At 60.4% G+C, this 26,107-nt stretch carries 21 protein-coding genes; 11 read left to right on the top strand and 10 right to left on the bottom strand.

Going from position 1 to position 26,107, the window contains the following annotated elements; genetic code table 11:
• Positions 1 to 76: 76 nt before the first annotated feature.
• The 9 genes from V6Z53_RS26755 to gap form a co-directional block, all read right to left on the bottom strand.
• Positions 77 to 1,426, bottom strand: coding sequence for a CoA transferase (locus V6Z53_RS26755; RefSeq protein WP_338582605.1), 1,350 nt, complete (start codon positions 1,424 to 1,426; stop codon positions 77 to 79).
• Positions 1,427 to 1,595: 169 nt separating this feature from the next.
• Entirely contained in the window at positions 1,596 to 3,734 is a 2,139-nt protein-coding gene (locus V6Z53_RS26750) for a methyl-accepting chemotaxis protein (RefSeq protein ID WP_338582604.1), read from the bottom strand.
• A 201-nt stretch (positions 3,735 to 3,935) separates the two neighbouring features.
• On the bottom strand, positions 3,936 to 4,325 hold the full coding sequence (locus V6Z53_RS26745; RefSeq protein ID WP_338582603.1) for a YbaN family protein: 390 nt from the start codon (positions 4,323 to 4,325) through the stop codon (positions 3,936 to 3,938).
• 160 nt (positions 4,326 to 4,485) lie between these two features.
• Positions 4,486 to 5,094, bottom strand: a complete 609-nt coding sequence (locus V6Z53_RS26740) for a biliverdin-producing heme oxygenase (protein WP_338582602.1) — start codon at positions 5,092 to 5,094, stop codon at positions 4,486 to 4,488.
• 115 nt (positions 5,095 to 5,209) lie between these two features.
• Positions 5,210 to 7,798, bottom strand: a complete 2,589-nt coding sequence (locus tag V6Z53_RS26735) for a TonB-dependent receptor (protein ID WP_338582601.1) — start codon at positions 7,796 to 7,798, stop codon at positions 5,210 to 5,212.
• A gap of 122 nt (positions 7,799 to 7,920) precedes the next feature.
• The gene (locus V6Z53_RS26730) at positions 7,921 to 8,886 is read right to left on the bottom strand and encodes a FecR domain-containing protein (RefSeq protein WP_338582600.1); all 966 of its coding nucleotides are present in this window, start codon (positions 8,884 to 8,886) and stop codon (positions 7,921 to 7,923) included.
• 102 nt (positions 8,887 to 8,988) lie between these two features.
• Positions 8,989 to 9,507: an RNA polymerase sigma factor gene (locus tag V6Z53_RS26725; RefSeq protein ID WP_338582599.1), complete on the bottom strand. Its 519-nt coding sequence runs from the start codon at positions 9,505 to 9,507 to the stop codon at positions 8,989 to 8,991.
• A 77-nt stretch (positions 9,508 to 9,584) separates the two neighbouring features.
• Positions 9,585 to 10,049, bottom strand: coding sequence for a methylglyoxal synthase (locus V6Z53_RS26720; RefSeq protein ID WP_338582598.1), 465 nt, complete (start codon positions 10,047 to 10,049; stop codon positions 9,585 to 9,587).
• Between the two features lie 17 nt (positions 10,050 to 10,066).
• On the bottom strand, positions 10,067 to 11,068 hold the full coding sequence (gene gap, locus V6Z53_RS26715) for a type I glyceraldehyde-3-phosphate dehydrogenase (protein WP_338582597.1): 1,002 nt from the start codon (positions 11,066 to 11,068) through the stop codon (positions 10,067 to 10,069).
• Positions 11,069 to 11,288: 220 nt separating this feature from the next.
• On the opposite strand from gap, the gene edd reads away from it, so the two are divergent.
• The 11 genes from edd (at position 11,289) to V6Z53_RS26660 (ending at position 24,904) form a co-directional block, all read left to right on the top strand.
• Entirely contained in the window at positions 11,289 to 13,115 is a 1,827-nt protein-coding gene (gene edd, locus V6Z53_RS26710) for a phosphogluconate dehydratase (RefSeq protein WP_338582596.1), read from the top strand.
• On the top strand, positions 13,112 to 14,062 hold the full coding sequence (locus tag V6Z53_RS26705) for a glucokinase (protein ID WP_338582595.1): 951 nt from the start codon (positions 13,112 to 13,114) through the stop codon (positions 14,060 to 14,062). Before edd ends, V6Z53_RS26705 begins: the two co-directional genes overlap by 4 nt.
• A 165-nt stretch (positions 14,063 to 14,227) precedes the next feature.
• The gene (locus V6Z53_RS26700; protein ID WP_338582594.1) at positions 14,228 to 14,959 is read left to right on the top strand and encodes a response regulator transcription factor; all 732 of its coding nucleotides are present in this window, start codon (positions 14,228 to 14,230) and stop codon (positions 14,957 to 14,959) included.
• Positions 14,949 to 16,418 (top strand): ATP-binding protein, encoded by a 1,470-nt coding sequence (locus V6Z53_RS26695; protein WP_338582593.1) that lies wholly within the window; start codon positions 14,949 to 14,951, stop codon positions 16,416 to 16,418. Before V6Z53_RS26700 ends, V6Z53_RS26695 begins: the two co-directional genes overlap by 11 nt.
• A gap of 221 nt (positions 16,419 to 16,639) precedes the next feature.
• Positions 16,640 to 17,899 (top strand): AGE family epimerase/isomerase, encoded by a 1,260-nt coding sequence (locus tag V6Z53_RS26690; RefSeq protein WP_338582592.1) that lies wholly within the window; start codon positions 16,640 to 16,642, stop codon positions 17,897 to 17,899.
• 117 nt (positions 17,900 to 18,016) lie between these two features.
• Positions 18,017 to 19,309, top strand: coding sequence for an ABC transporter substrate-binding protein (locus V6Z53_RS26685; RefSeq protein ID WP_338582591.1), 1,293 nt, complete (start codon positions 18,017 to 18,019; stop codon positions 19,307 to 19,309).
• A 149-nt stretch (positions 19,310 to 19,458) separates the two neighbouring features.
• A complete protein-coding gene (locus tag V6Z53_RS26680) occupies positions 19,459 to 20,367 on the top strand; it encodes a sugar ABC transporter permease (RefSeq protein ID WP_338582590.1) in 909 nt (302 codons plus the stop codon).
• Positions 20,360 to 21,205, top strand: coding sequence for a carbohydrate ABC transporter permease (locus V6Z53_RS26675; RefSeq protein ID WP_338582589.1), 846 nt, complete (start codon positions 20,360 to 20,362; stop codon positions 21,203 to 21,205). Before V6Z53_RS26680 ends, V6Z53_RS26675 begins: the two co-directional genes overlap by 8 nt.
• 2 nt (positions 21,206 to 21,207) lie before the next feature.
• Positions 21,208 to 22,368: a sn-glycerol-3-phosphate ABC transporter ATP-binding protein UgpC gene (gene ugpC / locus V6Z53_RS26670; protein ID WP_338582588.1), complete on the top strand. Its 1,161-nt coding sequence runs from the start codon at positions 21,208 to 21,210 to the stop codon at positions 22,366 to 22,368.
• A gap of 220 nt (positions 22,369 to 22,588) precedes the next feature.
• Positions 22,589 to 23,935 carry a carbohydrate porin gene (locus tag V6Z53_RS26665; protein WP_338582587.1) on the top strand — a complete coding sequence of 449 codons (1,347 nt, stop codon included), beginning with the start codon at positions 22,589 to 22,591 and terminating at the stop codon, positions 23,933 to 23,935.
• A gap of 114 nt (positions 23,936 to 24,049) precedes the next feature.
• Positions 24,050 to 24,904 (top strand): D-hexose-6-phosphate mutarotase, encoded by an 855-nt coding sequence (locus tag V6Z53_RS26660; protein WP_338582586.1) that lies wholly within the window; start codon positions 24,050 to 24,052, stop codon positions 24,902 to 24,904.
• 144 nt (positions 24,905 to 25,048) lie between these two features.
• On the opposite strand, the gene V6Z53_RS26655 is transcribed toward V6Z53_RS26660, so the two are convergent.
• A complete protein-coding gene (locus V6Z53_RS26655) occupies positions 25,049 to 25,909 on the bottom strand; it encodes a MurR/RpiR family transcriptional regulator (RefSeq protein ID WP_173668879.1) in 861 nt (286 codons plus the stop codon).
• Positions 25,910 to 26,107 lie beyond the last annotated feature (198 nt).

Below are 26,107 nucleotides of genomic sequence, written 5' to 3'. Positions count from 1 at the left end.
TCGCGAGCAGGCTCACTCCTACAGGTTGTGCGCGGTCCCTGTAGGAGTGAGCCTGCTCGCGATAGCAGTCGCCCAGTCACCACCACTGCGCGCGATGCGAACCCAACTCCGAGGCTGCCAGCGTCCACTGCACCGGCGTCCCGGTGATCCTTAGCGGTACGTGCAAGCGATGCGCAGGCCCCCACGGTGTTTGCTCAACCAGCATCCCCTGATCGTGTTCATCCTCAACCCGCAACAACTCTTCGCTACCGCGACCATGCTCGATCAACAACTTCGCCGTACGCGCCAACGACAATCGCGCCGATCCACCCTGGCCGCTGCTCAAGCGTTCTGTCAGCAACTTGATCGCACTGGCCGCCATCAGGTACCCAGTGGCGTGATCGAGCGCTTGCACCGGCAACGGCGTCGGTTTGTCCGTGTGCTTCCACTGCATGCCAGCGTCGGCTATGCCGCTGCTCATCTGCACCAGGCTGTCGAAGCCGCGACGGTTTTGCCACGGGCCGTTCCAGCCGTAGGCATTGAGGCAAACGTCGATCATGCCGGGGGCCAGTTTTTGTCGTTCAGTGACTCCGTAACCCAAGCGCTCCAACGCATCGGCGCGGTAACCGTGGAGCACAATGTCGGCGTCTTTGAGCAGGCTGTTGAACAGTGCGCGGTCGGTCTTTTCGTGCAGATCCAGGCGAGCGCAGCGTTTGCCCAGGGTCATTTCCGGCACCACGCCCGGTTCGTTCCAGGTGGGCGGGTCGATGCGTAAAACGTCGGCGCCGAGACCGGCGAGAAAACGGCTGGCGACGGGGCCGGCGAGCACACGGGTCAAATCCAGCACCTTGATCCCGGCCAGCGGTTGCGCGACCGAACCTTGCCACAGCGTGCCGTTATGGCTGCCGTGATGACCGAATTGAATCAACGGTTCGGCATTGACTGCCCGACCTTGCGGATGTGCCTGCCACTGTTCCCACGTGCGCATTTCGGCGGCACAGCCACCGGCATCGACCACGACTTGCTCCAGATCGCTCTTGGCCCATTGCGCGACTTTGCTGGCCATCGCGGCGCGGTCGGCGCAGGCGCCCAGCACGGATTCAGCGGCGGCACGGTGATGAGGGGCGTTGGTGTGCAGGCGGATCCAGCCATCCTTGGCGGCGTAGTCACCGGCGACCGGGTCCCACAGCGGCGGCACGTTCCAGCCTACCGGGCGGATTGAACTGGAGAACCAGAACGAGGCCAGGCGTCGGTCGACTTCAAGGGTGGGCAAGCGCCCTGTTTGTTGATTCAACAATTCGCCGACAGCCTGACCGGCGGCGCCAATGCTGGCGCACGCAAGGTCCGTAACGGAAAACGCCGAGGGCAGGGCGCCAGCGGCGGTGAACGGGATTGGCGTATGCGGCAAGCCGAGTGCGGCTTGAATGGACGTGAGTAAATCAGTCATCGAAGGCCCTCCGGAGCGAGAGGGCGAGCATAGATCAAAAAATCTTCTGGTAGATGAAATCCCCTTGTAGGAGCAAAGCTTGCTCGCGATGGCGGTGGGTCAGACACTGAATTTTGACTGTCACGACGCCATCGCGAGCAAGCTTTGCTCCTACGGGATTGCGGTGTTTTTAAACGCGGAACTGATCCATCAATTTCATCTGCTGGGTCGTCAGGCTGTTGAGCTGGCTGCTGATTTGCGCCGACTCAGTGGCCTGGCCGGTCAGGGTTTCGGTGACGGTGCGAATCGCCGAGACGTTGCGGTTGACCTCTTCGGCCACGGCGCTTTGCTGTTCGGCGGCGCTGGCGATTTGCAGGTTCATGTCGCTGATCACCGTGACCGCGTCGCTGATTTTGCTTAAGGCCTGGGCCGCTTGCTGGATCTGCCCGGCGTTGCTGTGGGCCTGGGTCTGACTCGAATGCATGGTCGCGACCACACCGCGAGTGCCGCTCTGGATGCGTTCGATGACCAGGCGAATTTCTTCCACCGAATCCTGAGTGCGTTTGGCCAGGTTGCGCACTTCATCGGCCACCACCGCAAAGCCCCGACCGCTTTCACCGGCACGGGCGGCTTCGATGGCTGCGTTGAGCGCCAGCAGGTTGGTTTGTTCGGCGATGCTGCGGATCACCTCCAGCACCGAACCGATCTGCTCGCTGTTCACCGCGAGCGCCTCAACTTCAGCCACAGCCTTGCTGACTTCGTCGGCCAGTTGATTGATGTCGCGGGTGCTGCGCTCAATGATCTGCATGCCATCGCGGGCCGACTGATCGGCGCCTTTGGCGGCATTTGCCGCGTTCGATGCGCTGTTGGCGACATCGTGGGCGGTGGCGCTCATTTCGTTGGACGCCGTGGCGACCTGGTCGATTTCGCGGAACTGCACCTGCATGCCTTCACTGGTCTGGCGGGCGATTTCCGAAGACTGGTCAGCGGTGCCGCGTGCATCGGTGATGCTTTGCTTGATCTGCGCGATGGTCGGTTGCAGCTTGTCGAGGAAGCGGTTGAACCAGCTGACCAGTTCGCCCAATTCGTCTTTCCTGCTGTAGTGCAGGCGTTGGGTCAGATCGCCGTCGCCGCTGGCAATCGCCTTGAGCATTTCAGCCACGCTGTTGATCGGCCGGGTCACGCCAGAAGCGGTGAGCCAGATCAGCAGCAAACCGATCAGGCCGGCAATGATCGCCACGACAACGGCTTTGATCGTGCCGCTTTGCTGGGCATCGTCGAGCACCGATTGCAGCTTGACCGAGTCCGCCAGCAACACTTGCTTGGGCAGGTCGATCACCACGCCCCAAGCCTTGGAATCGGCAATCGGGCTGACCGGGTACACCGCACGAATCAAGTCGCCCTGTTGCAGAATCTTTGGTGCGCCACTGCTGAGCAACTGCAGGACGTCCTTGCCGTCTGCGCCCAGTGTGTCGCCGATGTTCTTGCCGACTTTGCTGGCGTCGACGCTGTAGGCACCCACCACACCAGTGCCGGAGACAATCAACATGTGCCCGGCGCTGTTGAACAGTTCACGCTGGGAGTCGACCGCCGTCGCTTGCAGCGCGTCGAGGGCAATGTCGATGCCGACCACGCCGATGGTCTTGCCATCCACCAGCAACGGTACGGAAATGGTGGTCATCAACATTTCCTTGCCGCCGACCGTATCGGCGTACGGGTCGAGCAGGCAAGTGCGCTTGCTGTCCCGAGGGCAGGTGTACCAGATGTTGTAAGGCGTACCGCTCAAGTTCAGCGTGGTTTTGGTCATGTCCTCTTCGACCATGATCGTGTTGAGCGCTTCACCGCCGGCACGACTCCAGTACGTGGCGAAACGACCGATCTCGTTGGACTGGCGGGCGGCGTCATTGGCGAACTCGCTGTCCTTGCCGTCCAGGCCGTTGGGTTCGAAGGCCAGCCAGATACCCAGCACTTTGCCGTTGCGCTCGAAGGCGGTTTTCAAACTCAGGTTCAACTCTTCACGCAATGCGCCGGGCTCAAGCGAACGCTTGGCGGCCATGTTGCGCATGTCCTTGATCTGATCCGCCAGGGCGGTCACCACCGTCAAGGTTTCACCGAATGTCTTCTGCACCCGCACCGCTTGCTCGGCAGCTTTGGCCTGGAGCAGGTTCTGCACACTGTCGGTGAGCATTCTGCTGCTGGAATCGCTGACCAGCTCATCGTTCTGATTGGTCTGGTAGAAGTTCATGCCCACGATCAACGTGACTACGCCGAGCAGGCACAGACCGGAGAGCAGGACGATTTTCAGGCGGATGGACAGTGAGTCGAACATAGGGCGAACTCGCGAAGGAATGAATGGTTGGCTGTGAGCCTTTGCGGCTCGACTCGCCAAATCCATTTAGCGCCATTCAATGCACATCGGCGTGAGGGTGAAATTGCATGAGGGGCATGCCGACGAACGGTCATGGTTGAACGTTTGCGCGGGAAAATGTGCCGAAAAGCGGAGTAAAAACGGGGAAAATCACGGAGCGGATTACGGGTGTTGCGCCAGTGATTCCGGTCGCGACCAGATCCACAGATTGCCCAATCCCATCCCGACAATCGCCAGATAAATCGGCCAGCCATGGTCCAGCATCACCAACATAAGGCCGGCACATAACAGCATGCTGACAGTCGCGCTGATTTTTGCCCGACGCGCAATGATCTTGCCGTTGCGCCAGTTGCTGAGGATGGGGCCGAACAGTCGATGGTTTTCCAGCCAGGCACTCAAGCGTGGCGAACTTTTGGTCGCGGCCCAGGCGGCCAGCAGGATGAACTCGGTAGTCGGCAGGCCGGGAATGACAATGGCGATCAGGCCGATGCCGAGGCTGATGTAGGCCAGCAGGCCGAAGAGAAGGCGGGCGAGTTTTGAGGAGGCGGGCATGGGCTCAGGGAATGGCTTTGAGACTTGATCGGGATCTCGCGAATTGGCACGGTCCCTGTGGGAGCGGGCTTGCCCGCGATAGCGGTGTATCAGTCGACATCAATGTTGTCTGGGCTACCGTCATCGCGGGCAAGCCCGCTCCCACAGGGATTGCATTCAATCAGGCAACTTCCGGGGTAGTGGCGTAAGCCTGTTCCAACAACACCGTAAACCGGTTGAACGCATCGATCGCGCCCTTATCCAGCTCGGCTTCTTCCTCTGCGCGGAGTTCCAGCTCATCGAGTGTCTTGGCGAAGTTTTTCCAGCCTTGCGCACGACCACCGGCCGGTTCGCCGAGGTGACGGGCACCGAAGGTTTCGCTCAGGCCAAGGCCCACGGCACGCTTGATCAGGAACGCGGCGCCGAGCTTGGAACCCTCGGAGACGAAGAGCCAGCCCAGTGCTTCGGCCTTGCTCGGATTGTTCACTGCGCCGGCGACCGGTGCCGGTAGTTCGGTGTCCAGGTCCGCCAGGTCAGCCTTGGCCGCTTCGGCACGGCAGCGAGCGGGCAGGTCCGGGACGATGGCGGTCAGTTCGGCATCGTTGTACAGCGCCACCAGTTCCGACTGGAACAGGTACTGCGCCACCACGAAACGGGCGAAGTTGGCCTGGGTTTCAAACGGCGCGTGGGCTTTGACCAGCGCATCGAGTTTGGTGTGGGGCTCGTTGGTGACCTGGTTCAACCGTTGTGAACGCAGGCTTGGGCGTTGAGCGGTGTCCTGAGTAGTCATGACTATTCCTTGGGGGAAAAAGAGGCGCTTGGTAACGAGACGAATAAGCACGGGCCTGACAGTAAAAAAACCTCACTGCGCGGCGATGGAAAACCGCGCAGCGAGGTGAGTCAGGTCAGATATCCCAGATCAGGTTGACCGCGAAGTTACGACCCGGTTGAGTCAGGCGATCAAGGTTGGCCGGTTGCGTTACCGACGCTTCGCCGACGCTGTCGTAGCCGCGCACGTCATCCCACAGCCAGTACTTCTTGTCGGTGAGGTTGTAGACGCCGCCGCTGACGGTCACGTCGTTGGTGACTTTGTAATACGCGCTCATATCCAGCACACCGAAGCCCGGAGTCTTGAACTGGCTGCTGACGCCGTCCGGCGACTTGAAGTTGCTGTCGTCGACGCGATCCTTGCGCTTGACCACGGTCCAGCTGAGCAAACCGCCATAGTTGTCCTGGTCGTAACCGAGGCCGAACACGCCGGTCAGCGGGTTGACGCTGTTGATCGGCTCGCCGTTGTCGTTGTTGCGACCGTAGGCGTAAGCCACCGAGCCTTGGGTGTAGAGGCCCTGTGGTGCGCCGAAGGCGTCGAGGTTCAGGCGGCCCTTGATCTCCGCACCCTTGATGGTGGCGTGCTTGATGTTGGCGCTCTGGAAGGTCGGTTCGTCATAGCCTGGGGTGACGGCGTCTTCGTTGATGAAGTCGCGATACTTGTTGTAGAACACAGCCACATCGAACGAGCCCTGCTCGAAGTTGCCGCGCAGACCAGTCTCGTAGCTCTGGCTTTTTTCCGGTTCCAGGTCCGGGTTCGGTTCCACGCTGTAGCCGGCAGCGGTGTTATCGAAGCGCCCGTACAACGCCTTCGCGGTCGGCGTGCGGAAACCTTCGGCGTACTGGCCGTACCAGGTGTAATTGTCGTTGAAGGCGTAGGTCAGGCCGAACTTGGGCGAGACTTTGTGCCAGGTCTTGTTTTCGTCGCTGACGGTGCCACGACCGTCGGCGGACACGGTGTTGAGGAATTCCTGGGTAATGTCCGGCTTGAGTTCGGTGTAGTCGTAGCGCAGGCCGGGCACGAAGGTCCAGTTGTTCCAGCTGATCTGATCCTGGGCAAACACGCTGTAGGTGTTGATGGTCGGATCCGGGAAGTCGCTGGACTTTCTCAGCACGTCGGCAGCGCTGGTGGCGCCGATGGCGGTGCAGCCGCGACCGATTGCCAGGCACGTACCGTTGCCGCTGCGCGAGCCGGTTACTTTCTGTTGCTTGAGGGTGGTGCCGTAGGTCAGCAAATGTTCGGTGTCGGCGACGCTGAAGCTTTTATCCAGTTGTGCGTCGAACACCCACTGCTTTTCTTCATAGAGCGTGTCGCGGGTACGCAGAACCTTGCGGGTGATCGGGAAGTAGACCTCGTCGGTGCTCTGGTCGGTCTTGGCGATCTGGTGGTTCAGGCTCCACTTGACGTTGTCCACCAACTGGCTATCGAGGGCGAAGCTGTGTTCCAGGCCGAAGCGTTCACGAGTAATGGTGTCGTTACCGGTACGCGACTGGTACATGCCACCGGGCAGGACACTGTTGGGAATGGTCGGTGCGCCTGCAAAGTAAGGACCGCCGTAGGCACTTTTTTGATCGGTGTCGCGATCGTCCTTGTACTTCTCGTAGGTCAGGCCCAGGCGTGCGTCGCCCTTGTAGTTCCAGCCGAGCTTGGCCAGCACGTTGGTGGCGCGTACGTCTTCCGGGTTGGCGGCGGTGCGCGTCAGGCCGGTGCTGTTGTTGCTGCCGTAGGATTCGGTTTCATGACCGTCGCGCTGGCTGTAGTGCAACAGACCGTCGAACTGATCGGCGCGACCTGCCACGGTGGCGGACTTGAGCCAGCTCTCGTCAGCCGAGCTGTAACCGGTCTTCAGGCGCGCGCCGACGTCCTGGCCAGGCTTGATGATGTCGTCCGGGTCGAGGGTGAAGTAGCTGACCGCGCCGCCGATGGCGTTGCTGCCATACAGCACCGACGCCGGACCACGGAGGATTTCGACGCGTTTGATGATTTCCGGGTCGACGTAGTTGCGCTGGGTCTTGGCGTAAGGGCCGTTGAAGAAACCGTTGGGGATTTCCACGCCATCGATCTGCGTCAGGACCCGGTTACCGTCGATGCCGCGAATGTTGTAGCCGCTGATCCCGCCGCGAGTACCGGCACCACCCACCGAAACGCCCGGCTCGTAGCGCACCAGGTCCTTGATGGTGTTGACGTTGTTGCGGTCCAGTTCATCGCGAGTGTGGACGGTGACGGTGCTGGGTACGCTGTTCACGTCCTGCTCGTTACGCGTGGCACTGATGGTCACCTGTTGCAGGTTCAGGGTGCCGGCGGTGGTGCGGCGTTCGAGCACGATGTTGTTATTGCCCAGTTTGCGGTAGCTCAGGTTGGTCCCCACCAACAGGCGATCCAGAGCTTTTTCCGGCGGTAGCGATCCGCGCACGCCCGGCGACGCCACGCCTTCAGCCAGCTCTGCCGGCAAGCCCACTTGCCAGCCAGTCACGGCGGTAAAGGCGTTGAGCGCCGAAACCAGCGGTTGCGGCGAAATGGCGAACGAGTAGTCGCCCATGTTGCGGCTTGGCTGCTCGGCGCTGGCGGCCATGACCGGCGCAGTGCCGGCCATCAGGATGGCGGCGGTCAGCAGCGACAGCACGCGAGACGGTGAAGAGGACTGGCGGGTAAGGCGAGAGGACATCGATAGCGCTCCGTGTCGCACGAATCTTTATAGGTGCTGATTGGCATGGTGAGATGCGAATCAATTGCATTGGCTATAACGAGACGTACGGGGAATGACTATCGAGTAAAAATAATTCTCATTCAGTTCAGAATCACCAGCGCCGGGAATTCCTTCAAGTGCGCCGAGGTGATGTGGGCCAGGGAACGGACCACGTCCAGCGGCTGATCGAGACGGTAATTACCGGTGACGGCAACATTGGCCAGCTGTTCGTTGTTGTTGATGATCCAGCCCGGATAGTAGCGACGCAGCTCTGCGAGCACCTGGTTCAGCGGGCAGTTTTCAAACACCAGTCGACCCTGGACCCATGCGAGGTCGGTGGCGGCATCCAGTTTGGCCGGGCGATCGAAACCATTAGGACCGATGCGGATGCTTTCCCCGGCGGTCAGGCGAATCCGCGCGTCGTCACGGGTGGCGCGCAAATCGACATCGCCGCGCTGCACGCGAACCTGTGTCACGCCGTCGAGGTAACGCACGGCAAAAGCCGTGTCGCGAACGCTGGCGGTCACCAGGCCGGCATCGAGTTCCAGCGGCTGGCCGCGGTGGGGCTGGACCTCGAAAAACGCCTCGCCCTGATACAGCCGGGCCACGCGTTTTTGATCGTTGATGGTGCTGGAAAACGCCGAATTGGTGTTGAGCAGGACTTTCGAGCCGTCCTCCAGTTGCAGGCGCTGGCGTTCACCGACCACGGTCAGGTGATCGGCCTGAAGGCGCATGGGCAGATTGCTGAAGCTGAACAGACCGAGGATCAGCACGGCGGCGGTGGCCAAGGGTTTCCAGTGCGGACGCAGGCGTGACAGTACGGTGACTTTGGAAGGCCGCGCAGCCAGGCTTTGCGCGCATTGGGTGACTTGCGGACCGTTCCAGATCGCCTGGGCCTTGGCGAACGCATCGGCATGCGCCGGGTCGGCCGCGAGCCATGCGTGGAACTGGCGAGTCTGTTCTTCGCTCGGGCTGTCCAGCACGATCAGCCAGTCCATAGCCTGGTCCATCGCGTCTGCAGTGGCCTGCGCCGGTGAGGGCGAAGGGGAGCGGTGGGTGTCCGTCACGGTGTTTCCTCGGCAGTGTCTGTGCACGGCTGTTTTTTTAGTGAAGCGCAAAAGTGGGCCAAGGGTAGCCCTGATGAATAAAACCGTCGAGCAGCGGGCGACTCAGAGGCCGTTTGCCCGTTCGGCAACGCCGATGCAGATGGTCATGATCAGTTTCAGTTCTTTCTGCACCGTGCTGAGCGATACGCCGAGTTTTTCGGCGATCTCCAGATAGCTGTGGCCGTGCAGGCGGCTGAGGATGAAAATCTGCTGCTGGCGGGGGCTGAGTTGACTGAGGCGCACGTTCAGACGCTCGAGCAATTGTTCGGCATGGGCGGCATCCTCTGCGCTGCTGGCGGGTGCGGCGACGCTTTCCATCACCTCCGGCGGCACGTCGTCGACCATGGTGCGCGAATGGATGCGTCGCGCACGCAAATGGTCCAGCGCCAAGTTGCGGGCAGTCTGGAAAACAAAGGGTTCAAGGTGATCGATGGCCCGCTCGCTGAGCGCACGGGTCACGCGCAGGTAGGTTTCCTGCAGCAGGTCTTCGGCGGTGCTGTGATTGTTGACCATCCGCTCCAGCGTACGCAGCAGAGAGACTCGCTGAGTGATGAAGACGTCATTGAAGCGCGATTGACTCACGGGAAGACCTGATCCATTTCGAGCGAATGATAATGCTTATCATCCGCTCGAGTGGTCAAGTATTGATTTGTGAAGGTTTATGCGCGGCCCTGTAAATAGGTGGCGTAATCCGGGATCCGGTGCGTGTGCGCCTGATCCATCATCGGGCTGCTGAGCAAGTAATCAGCGCTGCACTCGTTGCACGCCACCGGAATGTTCCAGACTGCCGCGACCCGCAGTAATGCCTTGATGTCCGGGTCGTGCGGCTGCGGTTCGAACGGGTCCCAGAAGAACACCAGCATGTCGACTCGTTGCTCGGCGATGCGCGCGCCGAGCTGTTGGTCACCGCCCAGCGGACCACTGATCATGCTTTCTACCGGCAGGTCGAGACGTTGTTGTAACAACAACCCCGTGGTGCCGGTGGCGACCAGTTCATGCTGCGCCAGCCTGTCTTTTTGTCGCTCGGCCCAGTCCAACAAAAACACTTTGCAGTGGTCATGGGCAACCAGGGCGATGCGCTTGCGCACCGCCAGGGTCTTTTGCGTAAAGCTGATACCGATCATCGGTGACTGCTCCGGGCTTATTCAGCGTTGCACAGCGCCAGGCAGTTATCGAGCATGCGGTTGGAGAAGCCCCATTCGTTGTCGTACCAGGCCATTACCTTGAGCAACTTGCCGCTGACCTTGGTGTGGTTGGCGTCGAAGATCGACGACAGCGGGTTGTGGTTGAAGTCGCTGGAGACCAGCGGCAGGGTGTTGTAGCCGAGGATCTTCGAGTGCTGGCTGGCTTGCTTGAGCAGGGCGTTGACTTCTTCGGCGCTGGCTTCTTTTTTCAGCTGCACGGTCAGGTCGACCAGCGATACGTTGATCACCGGCACACGCACCGCCATGCCGGTCAGTTTGCCCGCCAGTTCCGGCAGGACCAGGCCCACCGCTTCAGCGGCGCCGGTCTTGCTCGGGATCATGTTCTGGGTGGCCGAACGGGCGCGGTACGGGTCGGTGTGGTAAACATCGGTCAGGTTCTGATCGTTGGTGTAGGCGTGGATCGTGGTCATCAGACCGCTTTCGATGCCCAGCTCGCGGTGCAGCACCTGGGCCACCGGGGCCAGGCAGTTGGTGGTGCACGACGCGTTGGAAATGATCTGGTGCGACTGGCGCAGAATGTCGTGGTTGACCCCGTAAACCACGGTGGCGTCAGCGCCTTTGGCCGGGGCCGAGATGATCACTTTGCGTGCGCCGGCCGTAATATGCGCGGCGGCCTTGGCGCGGTCGGTGAACAGACCGGTGCATTCGAACACCACATCAATCTTTTCAGCGGCCCAAGGCAGGTCGGCCGGATTGCGAATGGCACTGACCGCGATACGGTCGCCGTTGACGGTCAGGCTTTCCTGATCGTGCTGGACATCGGCGTCGAACGTGCCGTGAACAGTGTCGTACTTGAGCAAGTGCGCGTTGATTGCGCTGTCCCCCAGATCGTTGATGGCAACGATCTGCAGATCCTGACGGTAGCCCTGGGTATAGAGTGCGCGCAGGACGTTACGGCCAATACGGCCAAAACCATTGATTGCGATTCGAAGAGTCATTTATCAGCGCTACCGTCGTTTTGTTGTTGGAATTACAAGATTATTCGCAAAAAAATAGAAAACAAGCCTTTTTGATGGCAATATTTTGTTCAATCTACAACGAGTGACCTGAATCAACTGGTCCAACCGATCAAGAAAACCGTCTGTCATCCCATCGACACCGGCCTTTGATCAGCATAGACAATCAGGTCGCCACATCCGTTAGCCTGGAGTTCTACACATGCATCCCCGCGTCCTTGAGGTCACCGAACGGCTTATCGCCCGCAGCCGCGCCACGCGTGAGGCTTACCTTGCATTGATTCGCGGTGCGGCCAGCGACGGTCCGATGCGCGGCAAGCTGCAATGCGCCAACTTCGCCCACGGCGTGGCCGGTTGCGGCAGCGACGACAAGAACAGCCTGCGGATGATGAACTCCGCGAACATTGCGATTGTTTCGTCATATAACGACATGCTTTCGGCGCATCAGCCGTACGAAGTCTTCCCTGAACTGATCAAGAAAGCCCTGCGCGAAATCGGCTCCGTCGGCCAGTTCGCCGGTGGTACCCCGGCCATGTGCGATGGCGTGACCCAGGGCGAGCCGGGCATGGAGCTGAGCCTGCCGAGCCGTGAGGTGATCGCGCTGTCCACCGCCGTGGCGCTGTCCCACAACATGTTCGATGGCGCGCTGATGCTCGGCATCTGCGACAAGATCGTCCCGGGTCTGATGATGGGCGCGCTGCGCTTCGGTCATCTGCCGATGATCTTCGTGCCGGGCGGGCCGATGGTTTCCGGTATTTCCAACAAGCAGAAAGCCGACGTGCGCCAGCGTTATGCCGAGGGCAAGGCCAGCCGCGAGGAGCTGCTGGAGTCGGAAATGAACTCCTACCACAGCCCCGGCACCTGCACTTTCTACGGCACCGCCAATACCAACCAGTTGCTGATGGAAGTCATGGGCCTGCACTTGCCGGGCGCTTCCTTCGTCAACCCGAACACGCCGCTGCGCGATGCCCTGACCCGCGAAGCCGCACACCAAGTGACGCGCCTGACCAAGCAGAACGGCAACTTCATGCCGATCGGCGAAATCGTCGACGAGCGTTCGCTGGTCAACTCCATCGTCGCGCTGAACGCGACTGGCGGCTCGACCAACCACACCTTGCACATGCCGGCCATCGCCATGGCGGCGGGTATCCAACTGACCTGGCAGGACATGGCCGACCTCTCCGAGGTGGTGCCGACCCTGAGTCACGTCTACCCGAACGGCAAGGCCGACATCAACCACTTCCAGGCCGCGGGCGGCATGTCGTTCCTGATCCGCGAACTGCTGGACGCCGGGTTGCTCCACGAAAACGTCAACACCGTCATGGGCCACGGCCTGAGCCGCTACACCCAGGAACCGTTCCTCGACAACGGCGAACTGGTTTGGCGTGAAGGCATCACCGAAAGCCTCGATGAAAGCATCCTGCGTCCGGTCGCTCGTGCGTTCTCGCCAGAGGGCGGCTTGCGAGTGATGGAAGGCAACCTTGGTCGCGGTGTGATGAAAGTTTCCGCCGTGGCGCTGGAAAACCAGATCGTCGAAGCACCGGCCATGGTGTTCCAGGATCAGCAGGATTTGGCCGACGCGTTCAAGGCCGGTTTGCTGGAGAAGGATTTTGTCGCGGTGATGCGCTTCCAGGGACCACGCTCCAACGGCATGCCGGAGCTGCACAAGATGACGCCGTTCCTCGGTGTATTGCAGGATCGCGGCTTCAAGGTTGCACTGGTGACTGACGGGCGCATGTCCGGCGCGTCGGGGAAAATCCCGGCGGCGATTCACGTCAGCCCCGAAGCTTATGTCGGTGGCGCTTTGGCGCGCGTGCAAGAGGGCGATATCATCCGCGTCGATGGCGTCAAAGGCACCCTGGAGCTTAAGGTGGACGCCGAAGAATTCGCAGCGCGCACGCCGGCCAAGGGCCTGTTGGGCAACAACATCGGCACCGGTCGCGAACTGTTTGGTTTCATGCGCATGGCCTTCAGCTCGGCAGAGCAGGGGGCCAGCGCCTTCACTTCTGCCCTGGAGACGCTTAATTGAAACTGGCTTTGGTCGGTGACATCGGTGGGACCAACGCACGATTCGCGTTGTGGAAAAACCAGCAACTGGAAAGCGTCCAGGTGCTGGCGACGGCCGACCACGCCAGCCCGGAAGAGGCGATCAGCCTGTACCTGAGTGGGCTCGGTCTGGCGCCGGGGTCGATCGGCTCGGTGTGCCTGTCGGTGGCCGGGCCGGTGAGCGGCGACGAATTCAAGTTCACCAACAATCACTGGCGTTTGAGCCGCAAGGGTTTCTGCCAGACCTTGCAGGTCGATCAGCTGTTGCTGGTCAACGATTTCTCGGCCATGGCGTTGGGCATGACCCGTTTGCAGCCCGGCGAATTCCGCGTGGTCTGCGAAGGCACGCCGGAGCCGTTGCGCCCGGCGGTGGTGATCGGCCCGGGCACCGGTTTGGGCGTCGGTACTTTGCTCGATCTGGGCGAAGGCCGGTTTGCCGCGTTGCCGGGGGAGGGCGGTCACGTCGACTTGCCGCTGAGCAGTCCGCGCGAAACCCAGTTGTGGCAGCACATCTCCAATGAGATTGGTCATGTCAGCGCGGAAACGGCGTTGAGTGGCGGCGGGTTGCCACGGGTTTACCGGGCGATCTGCGCCGTTGACGGGCATGAACCTGTGCTCGAAACCCCGGAGGCGATTACGGCTGCCGGTCTGGCGGGCGACCCGATTGCCTTGGAGGTGCTCGAACAATTCTGCTGCTGGCTCGGTCGCGTGGCCGGCAACAACGTGCTGACCACCGGTGGGCGCGGTGGGGTGTATATCGTGGGAGGAGTGATTCCACGATTTGCCGATTTCTTCCTCGAAAGCGGTTTCGCCCGATGCTTCGCCGACAAGGGTTGCATGAGCGACTACTTCAAGGGGATACCGGTGTGGCTGGTGACGGCGCCGTATTCGGGACTTGTTGGGGCGGGAGTAGCGCTCGAACAGGCTTGAGACCGTGTCGCCTTCATCGCTGGCAAGCCAGCTCCCACAGGTTTGTGAACGACACAGACCCTTGTGGGAGCTGGCTTGCCAGCGATGAGGCCAGAACAGGCAACAAATATCCAAGGTTCATCAGGCATAATCCGCCCCAATTCCAACAACAAGGATGCCTTCGAAGTGAGCTCAGTCAACAAGTCGATTTTGTTGGTCGATGACGATCAAGAGATACGCGAGTTGCTGGACACCTACCTGACCCGTGCCGGGTTTCAGGTACGTACCACCCCCGATGGCGCCGGTTTCCGCCAGGCCCTGAACGACGAGCCCAGTGACCTGGTGATCCTCGATGTGATGCTGCCGGACGAAGACGGTTTCAGTCTGTGCCGCTGGATTCGCCAGCACCCGCGACGGGCGCAGGTGCCGATCATCATGCTCACTGCCAGCTCCGACGAGGCCGACCGGGTCATCGGTCTGGAACTGGGCGCCGACGACTATCTCGGTAAACCTTTCAGCCCCCGTGAATTGCAGGCGCGCATCAAGGCCCTGTTGCGCCGCGCGCAATTCGGTCAGGAGCGCAACGGCGGTGAAGTGCTGGCCTTCGATGACTGGCGGCTGGACATGGTCAGCCATCGTCTGTTTCACATCGACGGTGAAGAGGTGATTCTGTCTGGTGCCGATTTCGCCTTGTTGAAACTGTTCCTCGATCACCCTCAGCAAATCCTCGACCGCGACACCATTGGCAACGCCACCCGTGGCCGTGATTTGATGCCGCTCGATCGCATCGTCGACATGGCGGTCAGTCGCCTGCGCCAACGTCTGCGCGACACGGAAAAGCCACCGCGACTGATCCGCACCGTGCGTGGCAGCGGCTATCAATTGGCAGCCAATGTGATTGCCAGCAATGGTCACTGAGTCCCTGCGCACACTCGCAGAACGGGTGCCGGTGCCGCGCTCGCTGCTCGGCCGCATGTTGCTGCTGACCTTGCTCGCGGTGTTGTTCGCGCAGACGTTGTCGAGCGTGATCTGGGTGTCGCAATTGCGTGCGACACAGCTCGAAGGACTGGTCACCAGCGCCCGCAGCCTGGCGCATTCGATGACGGCCAGCGTCAGTTACTTTCGTTCGTTGCCGGTGGCCTATCGACCGCTGGTGCTCGACCAGTTGCGCAGCATGGGCGGCACGCGATTCGTGGTGACGCTCAACGACAAACCCCTGGGCATGGAAGTCCTGCCGATCACCCCGCGCAAGGCTGCGGTGATGAAAGCGGTGGACGAAGTGCTGCGACAGTCCTTGGGTCACGACACTGATATTTCGGTGTCCTTCGTAAGTCCCGAGGATCTGCGGATTTTCAATGCCGGCCTGAAGCTCGATGAGCTGCCACGCTCCTGGGCGCACTACGCGCTGACCCTGGAACCGGTGAACCCGCCCGTGTTGGTCACGCAGATTCAAATGGCGCCGGGCGAATGGCTGTACATCGCCTCGTTGCTGCCTGAGCCGTACACCAGTCTTGAAGAGCAAGGCCTGCCGGCGCAGCAGGTGTGGTTCATCGTTCTCACCAGCGGTTTCTTGCTGCTGTTCATCGGCCTGCTGGTGCACTGGCAGAGCCGACCGCTCAAGCGTTTGGCGCGGGCGGCGCGGGATCTGTCGCTGGGCGCCGACGTCGAGCCGGTGGCCGAAGGTGGTGGCAGCGAAGTGGTTGAAGTGGGGCGCGCGTTCAACACCATGCGCGAACGCATCAGCCGCTATCTGACCGAACGTAGCCAGTTGTTCAGCGCGATTTCCCACGACCTTCGCACGCCCATTACCCGGCTACGATTGCGCGTCGAATTGCTCGAAGACGAAAAACTTCAAGCCAAGTTCGGCCGTGATCTGGACGAACTGGAGCTGCTGGTCAAAGGCGCGCTGCAATGCGTGAAAGACACCGATATCCACGAGAACATCGAGCCGGTGGATCTCAATCACGTCCTGGATTGTCTGGTGGAGCCGTATCTGGCGCCAAACGGCAATGGCCGCGTGACCCAGCAAGGGCGGGCGCTCGCGGCCTATCCGGGTAAACCACTGGCGCTCAAGCGCTGCATCGGCAACCTGATCGACAATGCGTTGAAGTACGGGCAGAACGCGCATCTGCACATCGATGACGACGACAGCGCATTTGTCCTGCATGTCGACGATGAAGGGCCGGGGGTTCCGGAGCAGCGGCTGGAGCAAGTCTTTGAACCGCACTTCCGGTTGGCCGGGCAACAGCAAGGTTACGGATTGGGGTTGGGGATCGCCCGTAACATTGCCCATAGCCATGGCGGTGAGGTCAGCCTGCAAAACCTGCGTGAAGGCGGGTTGCGGGTGACCCTGCAGTTACCGCGATCAGTGGATTGACACCGACCCTGTGGCGAGGGAGCTTGCTCCCGCTGGGCTGCGCAGCAGTCCCTCATTTGGGGGCGCTTCGCACCCCAGCGGGAGCAAGCTCCCTCGCCACAAAACATTCCTCGCCTCAGCATTGTCACAACCCGGTGACATAACTCGCCCCCTTCGTTACAAGCCCGCCATCGCCCGTTGTTTAGACTGCCCCTCAGTCATAACAACAAAAAAGGTCTCCCATGCACACCTTCCAACCTGCTTTCAGCAGTTGGCTGAACGCACCTGCACACCAGCAATGGCTCGCTGCCGAAGGCTTGCGAATGCTGGCGTTCGCCAAGGCTTCGAAGCTGCCTGAAGGCTTCGGCAATCTCGATGAGCGCGGTCATCTGCCGGCCGACGCGCAAGCCGAAACCATGAACACCGCGCGCATGACCCACAGCTTTGCCATGGCCCACATTCAAGGCCTGCCGGGGTTTGCCGAACTGGTCGATCACGGTGTCGAAGCCCTGCGCGGGCCGCTGCGCGATGCCGTGCACGGTGGCTGGTTCGCGGTCGCTGAACACCGCGACGGCAACACCGGCAAGAACGCCTACCTGCATGCCTTCGTCGCGTTGGCCGCGAGTTCCGCGGTGGTCGCGCAACGTCCCGGCGCGCAAGCGTTGCTTGATGATGCCATCGACATCATCGACGCGTATTTCTGGAGCGAGGAGGAGGGCGCCATGCGCGAATCCTTCAACCGCGACTGGAGTGATGAAGAAGCCTATCGCGGCGCCAACAGCAACATGCACGCCACCGAAGCGTTTCTGGCGCTGGCCGATGTCACCGATGACAACCGCTGGCTGTGCCGTGCACAGCGCATTGTCGAGCGGGTGATTCATGGTCACGCCGCCGCCAACGATTACCTGGTGGTTGAGCATTTCGACCGCGACTGGCAGCCGCTGCGCGAGTACAACCACGACAACCCGGCCGACGGTTTCCGCCCCTATGGCACCACACCGGGCCACGGCTTTGAATGGGCGCGGCTGTTGCTGCACCTCGAAGCGGCGCGGGTGCAGGCCGGGATGTTGACGCCGGGTTGGCTGGCCACTGATGCGCAAAAACTCTTCGAGCAAAATTGCCTGCATGGCTGGGACGTCGACGGCGCGCCGGGCATTGTCTACACCCTCGACTGGGACAACAAAGCGGTGGTTCGTCATCGCTTGCACTGGACTCATTGCGAAGCCAGCGCCGCCGCCAGTGCGTTGCTCAAGCGTACCGGCGATGAACAATTCGAACGCTGGTACCGACTGTTCTGGGAGTTTTGTGACAGTCATTTCATCGACCGCTGCGACGGCAGCTGGCATCACGAACTCGACCCGTTGAACCGCCCAAGTGCCGATATCTGGGCCGGAAAACCCGACCTGTATCACGCCTGGCAAGCGTTGTTGATCCCGCGACTGCCGTTGGCGCCGAGCATGGCCAGTGCGCTGGCACAGGTGTCCCAGAGCGGTTCTATGTAACCATGCAGTGACATTCGCGCGTCCCTTCGTTACCTGCGAAGGGGTTTCCCCTGTTTAAAATCCTATGCAGCGCAAGCACCAGACTTGCATGCATAACAACAAGAAAGGTACTACTAGATGAATGCGATTTCTCGCCTCGCTACTGTCATTTCTCTCGCTTCCCTGTCTGCGCTCCCTCTCAGTGTTCTTGCCGCCGAATCCAAAGGTTCCGTGGAAGTCGTGCATTGGTGGACGTCGGGTGGCGAAAAGGCAGCGGTCGATGTCCTCAAGGCCCAAGTCGAGAAAGACGGCTTCACCTGGAAGGACGGCGCAGTCGCCGGTGGTGGCGGTGCGACTGCCATGACCGTGCTGAAAAGCCGTGCCGTTGCGGGTAACCCGCCAGGCGTGGCCCAGATCAAAGGCCCGGACATTCAGGAGTGGGCGTCTACCGGCCTGCTCGACACCGATGTCCTGAAAGACGTTGCCAAATCGGAGAAGTGGGACAGCCTGCTCGACAAGAAAGTCTCCGATACCGTGAAGTACGAAGGTGATTACGTGGCCGTGCCGGTGAACATCCACCGCGTCAACTGGCTGTGGATCAACCCGGAAGTCTTCAAGAAAGCCGGCATTGAAAAACCACCAACCACCCTCGAAGAATTCTACGCCGCCGGTGACAAGCTCAAGGCTGCGGGTTTCATTCCACTCGCCCACGGTGGCCAGCCTTGGCAGGACAGCACCGTGTTCGAAGCCGTTGTGCTCTCGGTGATGGGTGTTGATGGCTACAAGAAAGCCCTGGTCGATCTCGACAACAAAGCGCTGACCGGACCGGAAATGGTCAAGGCTTTGACCGAGCTGAAGAAAGTCGCGACCTACATGGACGCCGACGGCAAAGGCCAGGACTGGAACCTGGAAGCGGCCAAGGTCATCAACGGCAAGGCCGGCATGCAGATCATGGGTGACTGGGCCAAGTCCGAATGGACCGCCGCCAAGAAAGTCGCCGGCAAGGACTACGAGTGCGTAGCGTTCCCGGGCACCGACAAGGCCTTCACCTACAACATCGACTCCCTGGCTGTGTTCAAGCAGAAAGACGCGGGCACTGCTGCCGGTCAGCAGGACATTGCCAAAGTCGTGCTGGGTGAGAACTTCCAGAAAGTCTTCAGCATCAACAAGGGCTCGATCCCGGTGCGTAACGACATGCTGGCGGACATGGGCAAATACGGTTTCGACTCCTGCGCCCAGACCGCCGCCAAGGACTTCCTGGCAGACGCCAAGTCCGGCGGCCTGCAACCGAGCATGGCGCACAACATGGCAACCACGCTGGCGGTACAGGGCGCGTTCTTCGATGTGGTGACCAACTACATCAACGACCCGAAAGCCGACCCGGCTGACGCCGCCAAGAAACTGGGCGCAGCGGTTCAGTCGGCCAAGTAATGCCTGGCCCCTGTAGGAGCGAGCCTGCTCGCGATTGCAATCTGTCATTCGATGATTGGGTGACTGACACACCGCTATCGCGAGCAGGCTCACTCCTACAAGGGGAAGCATTTCCAAAGTAGTCCTTTTCTCTCGTACTGGATTTCCCCATGAGTTCTGTTGCTGTGTTCAGCAAGGCCTCGCCGTTCGATGCATTGCAACGCTGGCTTCCAAAACTGGTGCTGGCGCCGAGCATGTTCATCGTTCTGGTGGGCTTCTATGGCTACATCCTGTGGACGTTCGTTCTGTCGTTCACGACCTCGACATTCCTGCCGAACTACAAGTGGGCGGGCCTGGCGCAATACGCACGGTTGTTCGACAACGACCGCTGGTGGGTGGCGAGCAAGAACCTGGCGCTGTTCGGCGGCATGTTCATCGGCATCACGCTGGTGATCGGCGTGACACTGGCGATTTTCCTCGACCAGAAAATCCGTCGCGAAGGTTTCATCCGCACCATTTACCTGTACCCGATGGCGCTCTCGATGATTGTCACCGGTACTGCCTGGAAATGGCTGCTCAACCCGGGCATGGGCCTGGACAAATTGTTGCGTGACTGGGGCTGGGAAGGCTTCCGTCTCGACTGGCTGATCGACCCGGACCGCGTGGTGTATTGCCTGGTGATCGCTGCGGTCTGGCAAGCCTCGGGCTTCATCATGGCGATGTTCCTCGCCGGCCTGCGCGGTGTCGATCAATCGATCATCCGTGCCGCGCAGATCGATGGCGCGAGCATGCCCACGATCTACTGGAAAGTGGTGCTGCCGAGCCTGCGCCCGGTGTTCTTCAGTGCAGTGATGATTCTGGCGCACATCGCGATCAAGAGTTTTGACCTGGTGGCGGCCATGACGGCCGGTGGCCCGGGTTATTCCTCCGACCTGCCGGCGATGTTCATGTACTCCTTCACGTTCAGTCGCGGCCAGATGGGCATGGGCTCGGCCAGTGCGATTCTGATGCTCGGTGCGATTCTCGCAATCATCGTGCCTTACCTGTACTCCGAGCTGAGGACCAAGCGTCATGACTAGTCTCGCTGCCAAACCTGCCATCAGCCTGAGTCGCATCGCGATCTACGCGGTGCTGATCCTCGCCGTATTGCTTTACCTGATTCCATTGATGGTCATGCTGTTGACCAGCTTCAAGACCCCGGAAGACATCAGCACCGGCAACCTGCTGAGCTGGCCGACCGTGGTCACCGGCATTGGCTGGGTCAAGGCCTGGGCCACGGTTGACGGTTACTTCTGGAACTCGATCAAGATCACTGTTCCGGCGGTGCTGATTTCGACGGCGATCGGTGCGTTGAACGGCTACGTGCTGTCGATGTGGCGCTTCCGTGGTTCGCAGTTGTTCTTCGGTCTGCTGCTGTTCGGTTGCTTCCTGCCGTTCCAGACCGTGCTGCTGCCGGCGTCGTTCACCCTCGGCAAGATGGGCCTGGCAAGCACCACCACCGGGCTGGTGTTCGTGCACGTGGTTTACGGCCTGGCATTCACCACGCTGTTCTTCCGCAACTACTACGTGAGCATTCCGGATGCACTGGTGAAGGCTGCCCGCCTCGACGGCGCAGGTTTCTTCACCATTTTCCGCCGGATCATTCTGCCGATGTCGACGCCGATCATCATGGTCTGCCTGATCTGGCAGTTCACCCAGATCTGGAACGACTTCCTGTTCGGCGTGGTGTTCTCCAGCGGTGATTCGCAACCGATCACGGTCGCGCTGAACAACCTGGTCAACACCAGCACCGGCGCCAAGGAATACAACGTTGATATGGCAGCGGCGATGATCGCCGGGCTGCCGACCCTGCTGGTCTATGTGGTCGCAGGCAAGTATTTCGTGCGCGGCCTTACGGCCGGCGCAGTCAAGGGGTAATCATGGCAACGCTCGAACTTCGCAATGTAAACAAGACCTATGGCGCCGGTCTGCCGGACACCTTGAAGAACATCGAACTGTCGATCAAGGACGGCGAGTTCCTGATCCTGGTCGGGCCTTCGGGTTGCGGTAAATCGACCCTGATGAACTGCATCGCCGGTCTGGAAACCATCACTGGCGGCGCGATCATGATCGGCGATCAGGACGTCAGCGGCATGAGCCCCAAGGATCGCGACATCGCCATGGTGTTCCAGTCCTACGCGCTGTATCCGACCATGAGCGTGCGCGAGAACATCGAATTCGGTCTGAAAATCCGCAAGATGAATCAGTCGGCCATCGACGAGGAAGTCGCCCGGGTGGCCAAGCTGTTGCAGATCGAACACCTGCTCAATCGCAAGCCTGGCCAACTCTCTGGCGGCCAGCAACAGCGCGTGGCCATGGGCCGTGCCCTGGCGCGTCGGCCGAAGATTTATCTGTTCGACGAACCGCTGTCCAACCTCGACGCAAAGCTGCGGGTCGAGATGCGCACCGAAATGAAACTGATGCACCAGCGCCTGAAAACCACCACGGTCTACGTGACCCACGACCAGATCGAAGCCATGACCCTGGGCGACAAGGTGGCGGTGATGAAGGACGGGATCATCCAGCAGTTCGGTACGCCGAAAGACATCTACAACAACCCGGCCAACCTGTTCGTGGCGAGCTTTATCGGCTCGCCGCCGATGAACTTCATTCCGTTGCGCCTGCAACGCAAGGACGGTCGACTTGTCGCGCTGCTGGACAGTGGCCAGGCGCGTTGCGAGCTGCCGATGAGCATGCAGGATGCCGGACTGGAAGACCGCGAAGTGATCCTCGGCCTGCGTCCTGAGCAGATCATGCTGGCGAACGGCGATGCCAATGGATTGCCGACCATTCGCGCTGAAGTTCAAGTCACCGAGCCGACCGGCCCGGACACGCTGGTGTTCGTCAATCTCAACGAAACCAAGGTCTGCTGCCGTCTGGCGCCGGACGTTGCACCGGCCGTGGGCGAAACCCTGACCCTGCAATTCGATCCGGCGAAAGTGCTGCTGTTCGATGCCAATACTGGCGAGCGCCTGGGGGTTGCCGCCTTACCGAAAACCGAATCGCACGCTGCCAACGTCGCGCAATTCAAAGGCCGCTGAAGAACAAATGTGGGAATGGGGTTGTGTGGGAGCTGGCCTGCCAGCGATGCAGACAATTCGGTTTAACGTCGAACCGAGGTGAGGCTATCGCTGGCAGGCCAGCTCCCACAACAACCCGATCCTACTGGGGGATATGCGGTGAGCAGCCTGTTGCTCTCCGCGACTGATGTAACCGCGTTAGAAAAAGAAAAGTTAATAACAATAAAACGAGGATGTAGGGATGAAGAAGAAGAACAGCGCTCAGCTTATCTGCCAGTTGTCTGCCATTGCAGCAATGACACTGGCCGGTAGCGTCCACGCGGCTGACGCGTTTAGCGCCGATTCAGAATGGATGACCGGGGATTGGGGTGGCGAACGAACCAAGCTGATCGAGCAGGGCATCGACATCAAGATGGACTACGTCGGTGAAGTGGGCGGCAATCTCCACGGCGGGTTCAACAACGACAAGACTGCGCGTTACTCCGACCAGTTCGGCCTGGGCGCGGCACTGGACCTTGAGAAGCTGTTCGGCTGGGACAATACCCAGGCCAAGATCCAGCTGACCAACCGTAACGGTGAAAACATCTCCAACGACCGTGTCGGCGACCCGCGTGCCGGCACCTTGAGTTCCTCGCAGGAAGTCTACGGCCGTGGCCACATGGTCCGTCTGACCCAGTTGTGGATCAAGCATCAGTTCCTCGACAACAAACTGGACGTCAAGGCCGGTTACTTCGGTGAAGGCGAAGACTTCAACACCTTCCCGTGCGAATTCCAGAACCTGGCGTTCTGCGGTTCCCAAGTGGGTAACTGGGCGACCAACATCTGGTACAACTGGCCGGTCAGCCAAGCGGCGATCCGCGTGAAGTACAACATCTCGCCTGAGTGGTATGCGCAGATCGGCGCGTACAACCAGAACCCGTCGCAGCTGGAACACGGTAACGGCTTCAAGCTCAGCGGCAGCGGTACTGCCGGCACCGTTCTGCCGGTCGAGCTGGTCTGGCTGCCTAACCCAGGCAACCTGCCGGGCGAATACCGTGTCGGTTACTACAAAAGCACCGCCAGCGCCGATGACGTTCGTGAAGATGACAACGGCGATGATGCAGCCACCAGCGGCAACGCCTATCGCAGCCACAGCAGCAAGCACGGCTACTGGTTCGTTGCACAACAGCAACTCACCAGCCATAACGGTGACGCCAGCCGCGGTCTGAACATCGCCGCCAACGCAACTTTCCACGACAAGGACACCAACATCGTCGACAACTACCAGTCGCTGATGTTTGTGTACAAAGGCCCGTTCGACGCACGTCCGAAAGATGACCTGGGCATCGGCTTCGCCCGTATCCATGTCAACGATGACGTGAAGAAAAACGCCGAGCTGACCAACGCCGCCAATGGTGTGAGCAACTACGAAGATCCACTGTTCTCGCCACTGCGTGAGACCGAATACAACTACGAGCTCAACTACGGTTTCCACGTTACCAACTGGCTGACCGTGCGTCCCAACCTGCAATACATCACTCACCCGGGTGGTGTGGATGAAGTCGACAACGCTTTGGTCGCCGGCCTGAAAATTCAGTCGGTGTTCTAACGCGACTGCGATAAGCTCCTCTCTATGTGCGCATTTTTGCGGACAGCCAAGGCTGTCCGCTTTTTTTTGGGGAGCGCGCACCCCGGCAACAGATGATTTTCAGGACCGTGGCACATGCTTGAGCATCCGCTACAACGCTTCTTCAAATCCTTGCGCGAACGTCCGGTGTTCGCGTGGGAGCGCTATCAGAAGCGCGACGTGTTGGTGATTGATCATCCGCTGTGTCAGGCGGTGTTCAGTCGCCAGGGCGCGCAGTTGCTGCACTTCCAGCCCAAGGGCCAGAAGCCGTGGCTGTGGTGCGCGGCGAAGTGGCCGCAGGTCGGCGCGATTCGCGGTGGCGTGCCGGTGTGTTGGCCGTGGTATGGCCGGCATCCGAGTGAAAACGCCTGGCCGTCCCATGGTTGGGCGCGCTTGCTCGACTGGAAGTTGATCGACAGCAGCAGCGACGACGATGGCGTGCGCCTGCATTGGCAGCTTGAGTTGTGCGACTGGCAAGTGGACCTGCATGCGCACTTGGGCGAACGCATGGATTTACGCTTGAGTACTGAGCATCAGGACGATATGCCGTGCCAGTTGAGTCAGGCGTTGCACGCTTACTGGCGTATTGGTGATGTCGGTGAGGTAGCGCTGTCTGGGCTCGAAGGCGCGCACGGTTATGACCAGTTGAACCGCCAGGTTTGCCAGCAGGAAGGCGAGTTGCGGGTGGATGGCGGCTGTCAGCGGGTGTTCCAGCATGACGGTGAATTGCAGCTCAATGACCATGCCTGGGATCGGGCGTTGTGCATCGATACTGGCGATACGGCTGACACGGTGGTCTGGCATCCGGGCTCACGGCCGTTGCTGGGGGTGAGCTGGAATGAGATATCCGAATTCGTTTGCGTGGAGGCCGCCAGTGGCGGCACCGATAGCCTGTGCCTGAAGCCGGGCGAGCGGGCGCATTTGAGTTTGCAGGCGCGGGTGGGCGCTTAATTTTGTTGTGTTGCGGGTATCGCCATCGCGGGCAAGCCTTGCTCCTACAAAGTTGAGGTTGCCCGCCGAATTTGCGGACGACTTAAAACTGTAGGAGCAAGGCTTGCCCGCGATGGGGCCGGATCAGTCAGCGGAGATTCCGGATCAATTGAACTCGTCACCCACCGGATACCGGCTCGCATTCAAACTCTCTTTGATCTTGCGCAAATGCGGCTGGAAATCCACCCCGCGACGCAAGGTCATGCCGGTGGCGAGCACATCGAGCACGGTCAGTTGAATGATCCGCGAAGTCATCGGCATGTAGATGTCGGTGTCTTCCGGCAGTGGAATGTTCAGGCTCAAAGTGCTGGCCTTGGCCAGCGGTGAGTTCTCTGCGGTCAAGCCGAGTACCGAAGCACCGTTCTCCCGGGCAATGCGCGCCACTTCCACCAGTTCGCGGGTGCGGCCGGTGTAGGAAATGATCACGAACAATTCGCCGGTATGCGCCACCGAGGCAATCATGCGCTGCATCAGCACATCGGCATGGGCGGTCACGGCCAGGTTGAAACGGAAGAACTTGTGCTGCGCATCCAGCGCCACCGGGGCGGAGGCGCCGAGGCCGAAGAAGTGGATTTGCCGGGCCTGGATCAACAGGTCGACGGCGCGGCTGATCAGGTTTGGGTCCAGTGCCTGCAAGGCGCTGTCCAGGGACGCAATGGCGCTGCCGAAAATCTTCTTGGTATACGCTTCCGGATTGTCGTCAGCTTCAACCGCTCGACTGACATAGGCAGCGCCGCTGGCCAGGCTCTGGGCCAACTGAAGCTTCAGCTCGGGGTAGCCGCTGACACCGAACGAGCGGCAGAAACGGTTGACCGTCGGCTCGCTGACCGAAGCGGCCTGGGCGAGGGCGGCGATGCTGAAACGGGTGGCCTGCTGTGGGTTGAGCAGGATCACCTCGGCGACTTTGCGTTCGGCCTTGTTCAACTCTTCAAGGCGACTCTGGATTTGTTCCAGTAAATTTCGCACGCGGTCCATATGAGTATCCTTGATTCACCTGCGCCGATAAGCGCGCGGCTAATGCAAAAAGGGCCTTTGGTGTGGCCCATAACGGTGGCCTATCCTACTGATGGCTCCGACCGACCACCACTCGGAATCTGTATTTTGCGAAAATGTTGTGGTTATTACTACATTTTCCCTTGAGTGATGCCTTGAAAAAAGGTATTT

The organism is Pseudomonas sp. MAG733B (assembly GCF_036884845.1).
In the GTDB taxonomy this organism is placed as follows: Bacteria; Pseudomonadota; Gammaproteobacteria; order Pseudomonadales; family Pseudomonadaceae; genus Aquipseudomonas.
The sequence above is the reverse complement of the archived record's forward strand: the minus strand, read 5'-3'. Positions and strand labels throughout refer to the sequence as shown.

What these genes read in the sequence shown, in the direction of transcription:
- V6Z53_RS26755 (WP_338582605.1), bottom strand. Translation starts at nt 1,426, where the DNA reads ATGACTGATTTACTCACGTCCATTCAAGCCGCACTCGGCTTGCCGCAT.
- V6Z53_RS26750 (WP_338582604.1), bottom strand. Translation starts at nt 3,734, where the DNA reads ATGTTCGACTCACTGTCCATCCGCCTGAAAATCGTCCTGCTCTCCGGT.
- V6Z53_RS26745 (WP_338582603.1), bottom strand. Translation starts at nt 4,325, where the DNA reads ATGCCCGCCTCCTCAAAACTCGCCCGCCTTCTCTTCGGCCTGCTGGCC.
- V6Z53_RS26740 (WP_338582602.1), bottom strand. Translation starts at nt 5,094, where the DNA reads ATGACTACTCAGGACACCGCTCAACGCCCAAGCCTGCGTTCACAACGG.
- V6Z53_RS26735 (WP_338582601.1), bottom strand. Translation starts at nt 7,798, where the DNA reads ATGTCCTCTCGCCTTACCCGCCAGTCCTCTTCACCGTCTCGCGTGCTG.
- V6Z53_RS26720 (WP_338582598.1), bottom strand. Translation starts at nt 10,049, where the DNA reads ATGATCGGTATCAGCTTTACGCAAAAGACCCTGGCGGTGCGCAAGCGC.
- gap (WP_338582597.1), bottom strand. Translation starts at nt 11,068, where the DNA reads ATGACTCTTCGAATCGCAATCAATGGTTTTGGCCGTATTGGCCGTAAC.
- edd (WP_338582596.1), top strand. Translation starts at nt 11,289, where the DNA reads ATGCATCCCCGCGTCCTTGAGGTCACCGAACGGCTTATCGCCCGCAGC.
- V6Z53_RS26695 (WP_338582593.1), top strand. Translation starts at nt 14,949, where the DNA reads ATGGTCACTGAGTCCCTGCGCACACTCGCAGAACGGGTGCCGGTGCCG.
- V6Z53_RS26690 (WP_338582592.1), top strand. Translation starts at nt 16,640, where the DNA reads ATGCACACCTTCCAACCTGCTTTCAGCAGTTGGCTGAACGCACCTGCA.
- V6Z53_RS26685 (WP_338582591.1), top strand. Translation starts at nt 18,017, where the DNA reads ATGAATGCGATTTCTCGCCTCGCTACTGTCATTTCTCTCGCTTCCCTG.
- V6Z53_RS26680 (WP_338582590.1), top strand. Translation starts at nt 19,459, where the DNA reads ATGAGTTCTGTTGCTGTGTTCAGCAAGGCCTCGCCGTTCGATGCATTG.
- V6Z53_RS26675 (WP_338582589.1), top strand. Translation starts at nt 20,360, where the DNA reads ATGACTAGTCTCGCTGCCAAACCTGCCATCAGCCTGAGTCGCATCGCG.
- ugpC (WP_338582588.1), top strand. Translation starts at nt 21,208, where the DNA reads ATGGCAACGCTCGAACTTCGCAATGTAAACAAGACCTATGGCGCCGGT.
- V6Z53_RS26665 (WP_338582587.1), top strand. Translation starts at nt 22,589, where the DNA reads ATGAAGAAGAAGAACAGCGCTCAGCTTATCTGCCAGTTGTCTGCCATT.
- V6Z53_RS26660 (WP_338582586.1), top strand. Translation starts at nt 24,050, where the DNA reads ATGCTTGAGCATCCGCTACAACGCTTCTTCAAATCCTTGCGCGAACGT.